General features: G+C 63.5%; 12 protein-coding genes and 1 pseudogene. 5 read left to right on the forward strand and 8 right to left on the reverse strand.

Features of this window, described 5'->3' with window-relative positions; all coding sequences use genetic code 11:
* Nucleotides 1-189 precede the first annotated feature (189 nt).
* Both BUE39_RS06680 and BUE39_RS06685 read right to left on the reverse strand, forming a co-directional pair.
* A complete protein-coding gene (locus BUE39_RS06680) occupies nt 190-1905 on the reverse strand; it encodes a GMC family oxidoreductase (RefSeq protein ID WP_073427858.1) in 1716 nt (571 codons plus the stop codon).
* A gap of 120 nt (nt 1906-2025) precedes the next feature.
* Nucleotides 2026-3564 (reverse strand): CoA-acylating methylmalonate-semialdehyde dehydrogenase, encoded by a 1539-nt coding sequence (locus BUE39_RS06685; RefSeq protein WP_073427859.1) that lies wholly within the window; start codon nt 3562-3564, stop codon nt 2026-2028.
* A gap of 131 nt (nt 3565-3695) precedes the next feature.
* On the opposite strand from BUE39_RS06685, the gene BUE39_RS06690 reads away from it, so the two are divergent.
* Nucleotides 3696-4595 carry a LysR family transcriptional regulator gene (locus BUE39_RS06690; RefSeq protein ID WP_073427860.1) on the forward strand — a complete coding sequence of 300 codons (900 nt, stop codon included), beginning with the start codon at nt 3696-3698 and terminating at the stop codon, nt 4593-4595.
* Nucleotides 4596-4904: 309 nt separating this feature from the next.
* The gene (locus BUE39_RS06695; protein ID WP_073427861.1) at nt 4905-5441 is read left to right on the forward strand and encodes a class IV adenylate cyclase; all 537 of its coding nucleotides are present in this window, start codon (nt 4905-4907) and stop codon (nt 5439-5441) included.
* A gap of 45 nt (nt 5442-5486) precedes the next feature.
* Here the strand turns inward: BUE39_RS06695 and BUE39_RS06700 are convergent, their stop codons facing one another.
* Nucleotides 5487-5978 carry an Lrp/AsnC family transcriptional regulator gene (locus BUE39_RS06700; protein WP_073427862.1) on the reverse strand — a complete coding sequence of 164 codons (492 nt, stop codon included), beginning with the start codon at nt 5976-5978 and terminating at the stop codon, nt 5487-5489.
* A 227-nt stretch (nt 5979-6205) separates the two neighbouring features.
* On the opposite strand from BUE39_RS06700, the pseudogene BUE39_RS06705 reads away from it, so the two are divergent.
* A pseudogene (locus BUE39_RS06705) lies at nt 6206-6499 on the forward strand (4a-hydroxytetrahydrobiopterin dehydratase); the annotation flags it as partial.
* A gap of 106 nt (nt 6500-6605) precedes the next feature.
* On the opposite strand, the gene BUE39_RS06710 reads toward BUE39_RS06705, so the two are convergent.
* Nucleotides 6606-6830, reverse strand: coding sequence for a DUF3717 domain-containing protein (locus BUE39_RS06710; protein WP_073427864.1), 225 nt, complete (start codon nt 6828-6830; stop codon nt 6606-6608).
* A 142-nt stretch (nt 6831-6972) separates the two neighbouring features.
* Here BUE39_RS06710 and BUE39_RS06715 point away from each other — a divergent pair, with 142 nt between their 5' ends.
* A complete protein-coding gene (locus BUE39_RS06715; RefSeq protein WP_073427865.1) occupies nt 6973-7659 on the forward strand; it encodes a response regulator in 687 nt (228 codons plus the stop codon).
* 134 nt (nt 7660-7793) lie between these two features.
* Nucleotides 7794-9308: a sensor histidine kinase gene (locus tag BUE39_RS06720; RefSeq protein ID WP_073427866.1), complete on the forward strand. Its 1515-nt coding sequence runs from the start codon at nt 7794-7796 to the stop codon at nt 9306-9308.
* A gap of 57 nt (nt 9309-9365) precedes the next feature.
* Here BUE39_RS06720 and BUE39_RS06725 read toward each other — a convergent pair whose 3' ends face one another.
* From BUE39_RS06725 to BUE39_RS06740, 4 genes are all read right to left on the reverse strand, one after another.
* Complete coding sequence (locus tag BUE39_RS06725; RefSeq protein WP_073427867.1) at nt 9366-9908, reverse strand: SET domain-containing protein; 543 nt, start codon at nt 9906-9908, stop codon at nt 9366-9368.
* 216 nt (nt 9909-10124) lie between these two features.
* A complete protein-coding gene (locus BUE39_RS06730) occupies nt 10125-11237 on the reverse strand; it encodes an NADH:flavin oxidoreductase/NADH oxidase (RefSeq protein WP_073427868.1) in 1113 nt (370 codons plus the stop codon).
* A gap of 73 nt (nt 11238-11310) precedes the next feature.
* Nucleotides 11311-12024, reverse strand: coding sequence for a glutamine amidotransferase (locus tag BUE39_RS06735; protein ID WP_073427869.1), 714 nt, complete (start codon nt 12022-12024; stop codon nt 11311-11313).
* Between the two features lie 128 nt (nt 12025-12152).
* On the reverse strand, nt 12153-12791 hold the full coding sequence (locus tag BUE39_RS06740; protein WP_073427870.1) for a MarR family winged helix-turn-helix transcriptional regulator: 639 nt from the start codon (nt 12789-12791) through the stop codon (nt 12153-12155).
* Nucleotides 12792-13268: the final 477 nt, after the last annotated feature.

Genomic DNA, 13268 nt, shown 5'->3' on the forward strand with positions numbered 1-13268 from the left:
GCGGCACGCAGCATGGCTGCCATTGTCGCGCCAATGATGCAGCGCATTCATTGGGATTTGCACTTAGTGGATGACGCCGTCTCGCGCACGGTCGATGCGTGCACGTTGCTTGCTCAACCTTTCTTCATTGCACGACACATCTGTCCGACACATGCGGCGAGTCGCCTATGCGGCAAGCATTCTCGCCTGTCACAAAGCGGACATCGACGGCGTGGCGCTGATTTGCGCGGCCACGCTGCCGGCCACGCGCGCGCGGCGATCTTCGCGGATCATGTCGCTCGCACGCTCGGCGATCATCAACGTGGGCGAGTTGGTGTTGCCCGAAGTAATGGTGGGCATGACGGATGCATCGACGACGCGCAAGCCGTCAACACCGATAACTCGTAGCCGGTTATCGACCACCGCGCCCGGATCGTCGCTCGTACCCATGCGGCAGGTGCCGACCGGATGAAAGATCGTGGTGCCGACCGCGCCCGCGGCCTGCTGCAGTTCTTCCTCGGTCTGATACTGGAGACCGGGCAAAATTTCCCGCGGCCGATAGCGCGCGAGCGCGGGCGCCGCAGCAATGCGGCGCGTGAGACGCAGCGCGTTCGCGGCGACGTGCCGGTCGTAATCGGTGGAGAGATAGTTGGGCGCGATCAACGGCGGCGCCGACGCATCCGCCGATTCGATGTGAATGCTGCCGCGCGAAGTCGGCCGCAAATGACACACCGAAGCCGTGAACGCATTGAAGCGATGCAGCGGTTCGCCGAAGCGATCGAGCGAGAGCGGCTGCACGTGATACTCGAGGTCGGGGCGCGTGAGCGAGCGGTCATCCGGGTCGGACCTGGCGAACGCGCCGAGTTGCGACGGCGACATCGACATCGGCCCGCTTTGAAAGAGCGCATATTGCACGCCGATCATCAGCTTGCCCCACCAATGCGCGGACGCGGTATTGAGCGTGCGCACGCCGTCGACCTGATAAGCCATCCGCAATTGCAAATGGTCCTGCAGGTTTTCGCCGACGCCGCGCAGATCGTTCACGACGGCGATACCCAGATTTTGCAGACGCGCGCCGTTGCCGATGCCGGATAGCTCGAGCAGTTGCGGCGAATTGACCGCGCCCGCGCTGAGGATCACTTCGCAGCGCGCCTTGGCGAGATAGTCGGTGTTGTCGCCGCGATATTCGACGCCGGTGCAGCGGCGTCCTTCGAACACGACGCGCTGCGTGTGCGCGCCGGTGATGATCGTGAGATTCGGCCGCTTGAGCGCGGGACGCAGAAACGCCTTCGACGCGTTCCAACGAATGCCGCGTTTCTGATTGACGTCGAAGTAGCCGACGCCGGTGTTGTCGCCGCGATTGAAGTCATCGGTAGCGGGTATGCCGGTCTGTTGCGCGGCATTCGAAAACTCCTCGAGGATTTTCCATTTGAGCCGTTGCTTTTCGACGCGCCACGGCCCCCCCGCGCCATGCGATTCATTCGCGCCGGCGTGGTGGTCTTCGCTGCGCTTGAAGATGGGCAGGACCGCGTTCCAGGACCAGGACGCGTCGTTGGTCACGCGCGCCCACTCGTCGTAGTCTTCCCGCTGACCGCGCATGTAGATCATGCCGTTGATCGACGAACTGCCGCCTAGTACGCGCCCGCGTGGATAGGACAGCGCGCGGCCGTTGAGGCCGGGTTCCGCCTGGGTTTTATAAAGCCAGTCCGTGCGCGGATTGCCGATGCAATAGAGGTAGCCGACCGGCACGTGAATCCAGTGGTAGTCGTCTTTGCCGCCGGCTTCGAGCAGCAGCACCTGGATTTCCGGATCCTCAGTGAGGCGATTGGCGAGCACGCAACCCGCCGTGCCCGCGCCGACGATGATGTAATCGAATTCGCCTTCCAGGCGCCGGGCTGCCCGGGATGGGCTATCGGTGTCGCTCATTGTTTTGTCTCCTGGCTCTTTTTCCGCAAGGCGTCTGGTTGCTGTTTGCCTGCATGCGCCCGTTCATTTCGTGCCTTCGGCGCGCCGCGAAACAGCGCCGCCGAAGGCAAACGTCTCAAACTATTTGGCGACAGGCATCGTGAACTCGGCACCCTTCGCGATGCTGTCGGGCCATCTCTGCATGATGCTCTTATAGCGCGTGTAGAACCGCACGCCTTCCTCGCCATAAGCGTGATGATCGCCGAACAGCGACTTCTTCCAGCCGCCAAAGGAATGCCACGCCATCGGCACCGGAATCGGCACGTTGATCCCCACCATGCCGATCTGGATCTGACGGGAGAAAGCCCGCGCGACACCGCCGTCGGAAGTGAACAGCGACACGCCGTTGGCGAACTCGTTGGCGTTGATGAGCTCCACCGCGGAAGCGAAATCCGGCACCCGCACCACGCACAGCACCGGTCCGAAAATCTCCTCGCGGTAAATCTTCATGTCGGTCGAGACATCGTCGAACAAGGTGCCGCCGAGAAAGAAGCCCTGCTCGTGCCCGGGCACCTGATGACCACGTCCGTCGACCACCAGCTTCGCGCCCGCGGCGACACCCGCTTCGATATAGCCCGTCACTTTCTCGCGATGCGCGGCTGTGACCAGCGGTCCCATTTCGGCGGCCGATTCCATGCCGTTGAGAATCTTCAGGCTCTTCACGCGCGGTGTGAGCCGCTCGATCAATTCGTCGGCGATATGCCCCACTGCGACGGCCACCGAAATCGCCATGCAGCGCTCGCCCGCCGAACCGTAGGCCGCGCCGATCAATGCGTCGACAGCCTGATCGAGATCCGCGTCCGGCATCACCACCAGGTGATTCTTTGCGCCGCCCAACGCCTGCACGCGCTTGCCGTGCCTCGTGCCTTCCGTATAGATGTATTCGGCGATCGGCGTCGAGCCCACGAACGACAACGCGCTCACTTCGGGATGCACGAGCAAGGCGTCGACCGCGACCTTGTCGCCATGCACGACGTTGAGCACGCCATCCGGCAAGCCGGCCTCCTTGAACAATTCGGCGAGACGGATCGACGCGGACGGGTCACGCTCCGACGGCTTCAGCACGAACGTGTTGCCGCACGCGATCGCCACCGGGAACATCCAGCACGGCACCATCATCGGGAAATTGAACGGCGTGATTCCGGCGACCACGCCGAGCGGCTGCCGCAGATTCCAGTTGTCGATCCCGCCGCCGATCTGATCGGTGAAGTCGGTCTTCAGCAGATTGGGAATGCCGCACGCGAACTCGACGATCTCGATGCCGCGCATCACTTCGCCCTTCGCGTCCGAGAACACCTTGCCGTGTTCACGTGTGATCAATTCCGCCAGTTCGTCGTGGTGGCGATCGAGCAATTCCTTGAATTTGAACAGCACGCGCGCCCGTTTGATCGGCGCGGTTTCGCTCCATGCGGGGAACGCGTCGCGGGCGGCGGCGACCGCCGCGTCCACTTCGGCGACGCTCGCCAGCGGCACGCGGGCGCTCACGGCGCCGAGCGCGGGATTGAAGACGTCGCCGAAACGATGGCTGGTGCCGTCGACCGTCTTGCCGTTGATGAAATGGGTCAGCGCGCGGGCGCTCGTTTCGCTGCGGACGGTCTCGTCCTGATGTGTCTCGCTCATCTCGTTCCTCTTGGTGTGAAAGTCGTCCGCCCGACGCGACCGGCGTGATGAACGCAAGCGTAAGGCGCTTCGGGCGCACAAATCCAATGAGTAATGCTCAATTGCGCTATAAGCCGCGCTAATATCAGGATATGGATCTGACTCTGCTCCGGGCTTTCGTCATCGTCGCACGCGAGGGCAACCTCACGCGTGCCGCCGTGCAACTGCACCTGACCCAACCCGCCGTCAGCCTGCAAATCAAACATTTGCAGGAGACGCTGGGCGTCACGCTGTTCACGCGGACCTCGCACGGGCTCTCGCTCACGCGCGATGGTCAGGCGCTTCTGCCGCACGCCGAGCGGGCGCTCGCCGCCGCGAGCGACGTGCAGCGGGCGGCGGAGTCGCTGCGTCACGAAGTGCGCGGACGCTTGCAGATCGGCACGATTCTCGACCCGACGTTTCTGCGCCTGGGCGGCTTTCTGAAGCAACTGGTGGAGACCTGGCCGCGCATCGAGACGGCCTTGCGGCATGGCATGTCGGGCTGGGTGCTGGAGCAGGTTCGCGCGGGCGAACTGGACGTGGGTTACTACATCGGCCTGCCCTCCGACGACGATCCACGCGACGGCGCGGCCTTCCACGCCGTCACGCTCACGCATTTCCAGTATCGCGTGCTGGCGCCGCCCGGCTGGAAGGACCGCGTGAAGGGCGCGCGCGACTGGCGCTCGCTCGCGGCGCTGCCGTGGATCTGGACGCCGCCCGCCTCCGCTCACAACCGCTTGTTGTCGCGCTGCTTCGGCGAAGCGGGCGTGAAACCGCTCAAGGTGGCGGAAGTGGACCAGGAGCCGTCGATGCTCGATCTCGTCAAGTCGGGCGTCGGCCTGACGCTGGCGCGCGACGCCACCGCGATCGCCGAAGCGCATGCGCACGCGCTGACCATCGTGGAAGGCGTCACCGTGCCGACCCAGCTCAGTTTCATTACGCTCGCGGCGCGCAAGGACGAGCCGGCGATCGCGGCGGCATTGAAGCTGATCGAACAGCAATGGGCGACATGAGGGTGGACGTGGACGCGGCTGGAAGCGGCGCGGAACCGATATGAGCCGTTCTCATGACAGGCGCAGGTTCGATGCTCATGCTCGCTGCCAGTTCGTCCGCGCTTGGCCCGAGCGGCCGGCCAAGCGCAGTTCCGCGCGCCACCCTCTCATCTGAAACCACGCCGTCACGGACTTTTTGTTAGATTGACGCTTCGCGCTTACGCGCCGGCCCCGCATCGTTTTCTGTTCCGTCTGACTTCGTCCTTCCCGGCAGCTTCGCCGTCAACACCGGAAGCCGCCGACCACTCCATTCATCGACAGGAGCCTGACATGGCACGCAACATTGAAATCAAAGCCCGCGCCCAGCATTTCGAGCAACTGCGCGAACGCGCCGCGCAGCTCGCGCCCGACGCGCCGCTGATCTTCCGCCAGCAGGACTTTTTCTACGACGTGCCGCGCGGCCGCCTGAAACTGCGCCAGTTCGACGACGGCACGCCGGCCGAATTGATCTTCTATCAGCGCGACGACCGCGACGGCCCGAAGGCGTCGTATTACACGCGCAGCCCCGTCACGAACCCCGAAGCGATGCACGCGCTGCTCGCCACCGCGCTGACCACGCGCGGCATCGTCACGAAGGAACGTCATGTGTATCTGACCGGGCGCACGCGGATTCACCTGGACCGCGTGGACGGTCTCGGTGACTTCGTCGAACTCGAAGTCGTGCTCGCCCAGGATGACGACGAAGAAAGCGGCCACGCCGAAGCGCATGCGATGTTCGCGAGCCTCGGCGTGCCGGAAGCGGATCTGGTGGCGGTGGCCTACGTCGATTTGCTGAGCCCGGAGAGCGAGCCGAAGCAAGCGGCATGAATGATCGCTGCGCGGTCGCGGGCGAGCCCGTGCAACAACCGTTACTTAAGCCGCAGCCGCTCCGGGCGACAGATGGCCGAGCGGCAACGGCCCGTTACGCTTGAACGTGGTGAGCACGATATTCGAGCGCACGCTATCGACGCCCGGCACGCGCATCAGCTTCTTCATGACGAACGTCGACAGATAGTTCAGATCGGGCGCCACGATGCGCAACAAGTAGTCGGCGTCGCCGACTACCGCGTGACATTCCAGCACTTCAGGCAGCACCTCGATCTGCTGCTGGAATTGCTCGATGACCGAATCGCCGTGGTGCTTCAACTTCAAGCTCGTGAAGGCCGTGACGCCGAGCCCGAGCTTCTCCGGACGCAGCACGACACGATAGCCGTCCACCACCCCCAGTTGCTCCAGCCGCTGCAAACGCCGTCCGATCTGCGACGGCGACAGCGGCACTTGCTCCGCCAATTGCTGATGCGTGGCGCGGCCAAAGCGCTGAAGAACGTCCAGCAACGCGAGATCGAAGTGATCGAGTTCCAACATGATGAGTGTCCGCACGGAATCGCCGTTGAATGCGCGATTATTGCACGCGGGTTCTCAGACTCGAACACGGTCGCCCCGGCGGAAGCGGCTCACGCAAAGGCTGGCGGACGCACGGCGATATCTGAAGACAAACGCCGACGACACGCACGGCAAGCTCGCCGGATCCGTGAAAAGATAATGGACGCGCCCGGCTTTTTCGGCGCGCCTGTCCAGCTCAACGAGGTAGCGCCATGATTCATAAACTGACTTCCGAGCAACGTGCGACGCAGGTTGCGAAACTGCACGGCTGGCAAGCCGTGGCCGGCCGCGACGCAATCCAGCGGCAGTTCAGATTCGCCGACTTCAACGAAGCATTCGGCTTCATGACGCGCGTGGCGATCAAGGCGCAGGAGATGGACCACCACCCGGAATGGTTCAACGTCTACGACAAGGTGGAAATCACGTTGTCCACGCACGAGGTCGACGGCTTGAGCGAGCGTGACATCGAACTGGCCCGGTTCATCGACAGTATTACTTCGTAACACCTGCGCTCAGGTTGCGTGCCGGGGCGTTCGATCGAGGTTTATCGAACGATTCGGTCAGTACTGAAAGGGCATTGCAGGCTATCGGGCATCCAAACCTTCAGTTCTACAGGCTGTTCTTAAGGTACACGTAAGAATCCCACGCCTGCCGCGCAACCGCGTCCAAACGATCCCGCGATAGCGTCTGCTGACGCTGTACAATCATCAACGCATACGGCTTGGAGAGCGCGCTTGCCTCCTTGCACAGAACGAGTTCGTCGCCGCTCGAAGGTGAGCGGGCGCGCCAGAAGTTGATCGCGGCTTCCAGTTCGTGAATCGTTATCTCGGACATGACTTCGTGATCGCTCAGTGGCTGCTTCGCGGCGGTTCGTGCCGGTTATCGGCACGGCCGCGGCGCACGCCCCGGCTGTGCGGCAGGCGCCCCGGCGAACCGCTTGCCCACATGCCTAACCCATTGTAATTGAGCGAAACCCATGCGACTCCTTCTGATTGAAGATGACCGCCCCATCGCACGCGGCATCCAAAGCAGTCTCGAACAAGCCGGCTTCACCGTCGACATGGTCCATGACGGCATCTTCGCCGAGCAGGCCCTCACGCAAAACCGCCATGAACTGGTGATCCTCGATCTGGGTCTGCCCGGTATCGACGGCATGACGCTGCTGTCGCGTTTTCGTCAGAGCAATCGTCATACGCCGGTGATCATCCTCACCGCGCGCGACGAATTGAACGACCGCGTTCAAGGCCTGAATTCCGGTGCCGACGATTACCTGCTGAAGCCGTTCGAACCCGCGGAACTCGAAGCGCGCATTCGCGCGGTGATGCGCCGCAGCGGTCCGCACGGCGACATGCCGCGTCCGGAAGTGTCGCTCGGCGGCGTGCGCCTGTCGGGCGTCGATCGCCGCATTTTCAACGACGACAAGCCGCTCGAACTGTCGCCGCGTGAATTCGCCGTGCTCGAAATGCTGTTGCTGCGTCATGGCCGCGTGGTCAGCAAGGCGCAATTGCAAGACCATCTGACGCACTTCGGCGGCGATCTCGGCGACACCGCGATCGAGGTCTATGTGCACCGGGTGCGTAAAAAGCTCGAAAGCTGCCGCGTCGAAATCGTCACGGTGCGTGGCTTCGGTTATCTGTTGCAGGAAATCCGTCAGGCCGCATAATCGCCCTGAGGGCCGCGATCTTCGTCGCGGCCTGACGGCGCCGGGCCGGCGCCGCGCACCTGGTGCGCGATTCGCCGGCATCCGGCGGAATTTCACGGCGCCTTCGCCGTTGCCACTTTCCCGCGCGTTCGATCATGCCCCAGCCGGCCGCCAATAGTCTGCGCCGCACGCTGCTGCGGCGCCTCGCCGCTCCCCTTTCGCTGCTCGCGCTGATGAGCGGTCTGATCGCTTACTGGCTCGCGTGGCAGTACACGCAGCACGTGGTGGACCGCTCGCTCGCCGATCTCGCCACCGCCATCTCCAAACAGATCCAGATCGCCGGAGCGGATGCACGGTTCACCGTGCCGCCGCTCGCGCAAGCCATGTTCTCCGATCCGGTCGAGCACCTGGTCTACCGGATCAGCAACGGCGAAACCGAAATCGCCGGCGACCCTAAGCTGCCGCTGCAAGGCACCAGCGTGCGGCGCATGCACTACGCGTATGTGTTCGAAACGCAGCACGAAGGCGTGACGGTGCGCGTGGCGCAGGTGCGCGTCGACCAGCCGGTCGGCAATCCGATCGTCGTCGAAGTGGGTCAGCCGGTGCATCACCGTTTTCAAATCGCCGCCGAGTTTCTGGTCGCGATCATGATGCCGCTGCTGTTGTTGCTGCTGGCGGGGTGGATCATCGTGTGGCGCGTCGTCAATCAGCAGCTCAATCCGCTGACCGATCTTGCCGACTCGCTGAACCGGCAGACCCACACCTCCCTCGAACCGGTCGACGAAACCTACGTGCCGGTCGAAATCCGGCCCCTCACCGGCGCGCTGAACGCCCTGCTCGATCGCCTGAAAACCGCGCTCGACGGCCAGCGCAAATTCATCGCCGACGCCGCGCATCAACTGCGCACGCCGCTCACCGCCGTCAAGCTGCATGCGGAGCAAGCCGCTGTGGCGCGCGACCCGCAGCAAGCGCTGGCCGCGGTGCGCGAGCTGCGCGCCGCAGCCGACCGCGCGGTGCGGCTGTCGAATCAACTGCTGTCGCTCGCGCGCGCCGAGCCGGGCGAACAGGCGGCCCGCTTCGTCGATGTCGATATGGCCGCGCTCGCGTTCGACACGGGTGCGGAATGGGTGCCGCGCGCGCTGGCGTTTCACGTCGACCTCGGTTTCCAGCGGCTCGACGATCCCGCCAACGATCATCCGCTGATGGCACGCGGCAATCCCGTGCTGCTGCACGAAGTGATGGCGAATCTGCTGGATAACGCGCTGAAGTACGTGCCGCCTTCGCGCTTCGATGGCGGGCGCATCACGGTGACGGTGTCGCAAACGGTGATCGACCAGGTGCGCATGGCCGAGATCATCGTCGAGGACAACGGGCCGGGCGTGCCGCTCACGCAGCAGGCGGATCTGTTCAAACGATTCTTCCGCGGCGATGGCCAGAGCGACTCCGGCGTGGACGGCGGCGCCGGTCTCGGGCTCGCGATCGTTCACGACATCATGGTGCTGCATCACGGCAGCGTGCATTACGAAGACGCACCGGAAGGCGGAGCACGTTTTATCGTCCGCATTCCGCTCGTGCCCACCACTGCTCAGAGCAGCCCCGGTGCGCAGACAGAAGAAGGCCCCGGGCAGCCCGAAAAAAAATCGGCGCACTCGGCGCCGATCGATATGTGACGATGCGGGTCAACGCGGGCGGCCTGGACTTTATCGTCAATTCAGGCCGCCCGCGTTTCATTTCTTCTTCGCTTTTTTCGCTGGCGCCGCGGCCTTCTTCAACGACTTGACCGACTTCGCCGCCTTGTCCGATTTCCCCGCGCCCTTCTCTTTCTCCGGCAACGCCAGCATCGTGCCGCGGCACTTGCGCGCGCCGCAACGGCATTCGTATTCCTTCTTGAGCTTCTTGGTCTGACGCGCGTCGATCACGAGGCCATAGTCGTAAAAGACTTCCTCGCCCTCGGCAATGTCGCGCAACGCATGCACGTACACGTGACCGTCGATCTCCTCGGCTTCACAGTTCGGCGCGCATGAATGGTTGATCCATCGCGCACTATTGCCGTTCACCTTGCCGTCGATGACCTTGCCGCTGTCGAGCGCGAAATAGAACGTGTGATTCGGTTCCGCCGGATTATGCGGATGACGGCGCAACGCTTCTTTCCAAGAGATCCGCTCACCTTTGTATTCGATCAGCCGTTCGCCGGCCGCAATCGGTTCGAGGGCAAACACGCCTTTGCCGTGCACACCCGAACGACGCACGGCGATCCTGCGTGAACTCATTGAATGAATCCTTGTGAAGAACTGAAAGTGAAGTTCCGGTAGCCGTCAGCCATGCTCGCGTCTGACGCGCTGCTTTTGCTGACGCCGATAGCAAACGCGGCGCCTTGCGAGCGCCGCGAACCTTGGACGCCCATGCGCCACAACCGGCATCCTACACGCTCAAGACGGCTTCGTTCAACCGTCAATAAGCGCTCAGCGCAAGACGCGCCGGCGTCTTCACCGTTGTCCGAACGAAATCTCGCCGAACAGCGCTTTCTGCTCGCGCGGTTGCGAGCGCCAGTACTGCGGCGGCGCCTCGACCGTCGCACCGAGTTGCGCCGCGGCGTGCCAGGGCCAGCGCGGGTTGTACAGCAAGGCACGGGCCAATGCGATCAGATCGGCGTCGCCGGCTTCGATCAGTTGCTCGGCATGGACCGGATCGGTGATGAGTCCCACGCCGATGGTGGTGAGGCCGGTGGCCTGCTTGACCGCCCTGGCGAATGGAATCTGATAGCCCGGTTCGAGCGGGATCTTCTGCAACGGCGAGACACCGCCCGATGACACGTCGATCCAGTCGCAGCCGCGCTTTTTCAACTCGTCGGCAAACGCGATCGTATCTTCAAGTGTCCAGCCGCCTTCGACCCAGTCGGTCGCGGAAACCCGCACGCCCACCGGTTTGTCGGCGGGAAATGCGGCGCGCACGATGTCGAAGATTTCGAGTGGAAAACGCATGCGGTTGCCGAGCGAGCCGCCGTACTCGTCGCCGCGTTGATTGGCGATCGGCGAGAGGAACTGATGCAGCAGATAGCCGTGTGCCGCGTGCACTTCCAACGCATCGATACCCAGGCGCGCGGCGCGCCGCGCAGACGCCGCGAATGCTTCACGAATCCGGTTCAAGCCGGCTGTGTCGAGCGCGAGAGGCGGCTCTTCGCCCGCCTTATGCGGCAACGCGGACGGCGCGTGCGGCAGCCAGCCGCCTTGCGACACCGGAATCAGTTGCCCGCCTTCCCACGGCGCATGACTCGAGGCCTTGCGCCCGGCGTGCGCCAACTGCATCGTCACGCTGATGCGCGAATGCTTGCGGATAGCGGCCAGCACCGGCACGAGCGCGGCTTCGGTGGCGTCGTCCCACAGTCCAAGATCGCCGGGCGTGATGCGGCCATCGGGCTCGACCGCGGTCGCCTCGATGCACAACATGCCCGCGCCGGACAAGGCGAGACTGCCGAGATGGATCATGTGCCATGCAGTCGCCTCGCCGCGCTCGGCGGAGTACTGGCACATCGGGGACACGACGATACGGTTGGGAAGCGTCACGCTACGCAGCGTGAGCGGAGAAAAAAGCGCGCTCATGAATTCCGCCCAGTAAGAACCCGAGAGCGGTCGAGCATAGCATCGCGAGTGATTTACTGCAGTCAAGCCCTGGTCAGGGTGTCGCCTCGACCTGATCGAGCCATTCGCCGAACATGCGGCGCGCGGCGGCTTCCAGCGCCGGACCAAGACGCGCGGTCTCGGCGCGCAACTGACGGGCATCGATACCGTGACCGGCAATCTCGCCGGCATTGCCGATCAGCCAGGGCTCGAAGCGGTCGGCACGAATCTCCGGGTGACATTGCAGACCCAGAACGTGATCGCCAAAGGCGAACGCCTGGTTCTCGCAGGCCGGCGTCGAAGCAAGCCGCGTGGCGCCGTCGGGTAAATCGAAGGTGTCGCCGTGCCAATGCAACATGGACGTGTGCGCCCCATCCAGATGACGCACCGGCGAAGCGCGGCCCGCCTCGGTGAGGGTAAGCGGCGTCCAGCCGAGTTCCGTATGGCCTGCGGAATAGACGCGCGCGCCGAGCGCGCGCGCGATCAATTGAGCGCCGAGGCAGATGCCGAGCGTCGGCAAACCGGCCACGATGCGTTTTTCGATCTTGGACAGCAGTGGCCCGAGTGTCGGGTAAAGTGCGTCGTCGGTTGCGCTGATCGGACCGCCCAGCACCACCATCAACGACGCGGCAACCGGGTCGGGCGCCTCGATACGTGCGAAGCCGACGTCGAGATAGCGGACCGGGCGACCGCGCTCGCCGAGCACCAGCTCGAGACTGCCCAGATCCTCGAAGTACACGTGCCGAATGGCCAGAACTTCGCGATTCATCGGCTGCCCACCTTCAGATTGACTAAGGACTTGCCGCTATGCGGCGCTCGAACGGCTGGCGGTCGGCATGTGCGCCGACCGCCGTAGCCGGCTTGGCAGTGTAGCGGATTGTCGTGAAAGAAGCCGCCTTATTGGGCGTAGATCTTCCACGTCTTCTTTTGGGTGGCGGCGTCGGCGGTTTCATGCACCGAGCAATCGAGGCGCACATCCGTATCCGACAGCTTCAGGTCGAGCAGCGCGCAGTAATGCGGCGTCTTCTTCGGATTCTTGCTCGGCTCGAAGTGCGCGCAGCTCAGGCACATGCGGTGCGGCGGAATGGTGCCTTGCGCTTCCAGTTGATGAACGGTTTTCAGCAGCGTGCGATAGAACATGGTCTGCTCGTCGTCGCGCAGCGTGCCCACCGCCTTGGCCAAAAAGTCCGGCCATTGCGCGGCGCGCTTGGCGGCCGTGCGGCCACGCGCCGTCAGGCGAACCGCGAGTGCGCGGCCGTCGTCGAGCGCGCGGCGCTTTTCGACCAGACCCTTGCCTTCGAGCGTGCTCACCGCATCGCTGGTGGTCGCGGCGGTCAGCGCCGTTTCACGCGCGATCTCGCCCAGGCGCATCGGACCCTTGCGCTGCATCAACAAGACCAGGATCTCGCCCTGAGTCGGCGTGAGACCCGCGCCTTCGGCCCATTCCCAAGCCTGGCTTCGCATCGCCGTGCTCAATCGCAATAGGCTGTGGGTCACCCGCCCGGTCGCCTGTTCTCCGTATACGCCTTCGCTCATAATCTTCGATTGGTTTATTTACAGCCCTCGTGCAGGATCGGCGCCCCTTCTGCCGACCGTGCCCGTAGCCTTTGTGGGGTAGCCTCGTCCCAGTCGCGGGCGAGACCGTTTCGACTATCTCAAAAATTTACCGCCTGACTGGCCAAGGCGGCGAAAACGACATTCTATGCGAGAGCGGCGAATCGTACAGCTAACTTATCCAACGCGATCTGTGGATAACCGCGGGAAAACACGGGGACGACCTGTGCACCGATTCTTGATAAGCCGGCTGACCGCGCCGCCCGACTCTGAGTTGTCCTCGCGTCGCGGCATCGGCCCACCTTCGATCAGCCCGGTTATGGTTTACGTAGTGTCTTGACTTTGAACGACATTGGTCAGTTGTCCACAGGCGGATGCGATGCTTGTTAACTATTACTACTTTTGTATACGGGATTTCTAAAAACCCTTAAGCGCGCCGAGCTGGAAAATAAATTACAG

The organism is Paraburkholderia terricola (genome assembly GCF_900142195.1).
Lineage (GTDB): Bacteria > Pseudomonadota > Gammaproteobacteria > Burkholderiales > Burkholderiaceae > Paraburkholderia > Paraburkholderia terricola.

What these genes read in the sequence shown, in the direction of transcription:
- BUE39_RS06680 (WP_073427858.1), bottom strand. Translation starts at nt 1,905, where the DNA reads ATGAGCGACACCGATAGCCCATCCCGGGCAGCCCGGCGCCTGGAAGGC.
- BUE39_RS06685 (WP_073427859.1), bottom strand. Translation starts at nt 3,564, where the DNA reads ATGAGCGAGACACATCAGGACGAGACCGTCCGCAGCGAAACGAGCGCC.
- BUE39_RS06690 (WP_073427860.1), top strand. Translation starts at nt 3,696, where the DNA reads ATGGATCTGACTCTGCTCCGGGCTTTCGTCATCGTCGCACGCGAGGGC.
- BUE39_RS06695 (WP_073427861.1), top strand. Translation starts at nt 4,905, where the DNA reads ATGGCACGCAACATTGAAATCAAAGCCCGCGCCCAGCATTTCGAGCAA.
- BUE39_RS06700 (WP_073427862.1), bottom strand. Translation starts at nt 5,978, where the DNA reads ATGTTGGAACTCGATCACTTCGATCTCGCGTTGCTGGACGTTCTTCAG.
- BUE39_RS06710 (WP_073427864.1), bottom strand. Translation starts at nt 6,830, where the DNA reads ATGTCCGAGATAACGATTCACGAACTGGAAGCCGCGATCAACTTCTGG.
- BUE39_RS06715 (WP_073427865.1), top strand. Translation starts at nt 6,973, where the DNA reads ATGCGACTCCTTCTGATTGAAGATGACCGCCCCATCGCACGCGGCATC.
- BUE39_RS06720 (WP_073427866.1), top strand. Translation starts at nt 7,794, where the DNA reads ATGCCCCAGCCGGCCGCCAATAGTCTGCGCCGCACGCTGCTGCGGCGC.
- BUE39_RS06725 (WP_073427867.1), bottom strand. Translation starts at nt 9,908, where the DNA reads ATGAGTTCACGCAGGATCGCCGTGCGTCGTTCGGGTGTGCACGGCAAA.
- BUE39_RS06730 (WP_073427868.1), bottom strand. Translation starts at nt 11,237, where the DNA reads ATGAGCGCGCTTTTTTCTCCGCTCACGCTGCGTAGCGTGACGCTTCCC.
- BUE39_RS06735 (WP_073427869.1), bottom strand. Translation starts at nt 12,024, where the DNA reads ATGAATCGCGAAGTTCTGGCCATTCGGCACGTGTACTTCGAGGATCTG.
- BUE39_RS06740 (WP_073427870.1), bottom strand. Translation starts at nt 12,791, where the DNA reads ATGAGCGAAGGCGTATACGGAGAACAGGCGACCGGGCGGGTGACCCAC.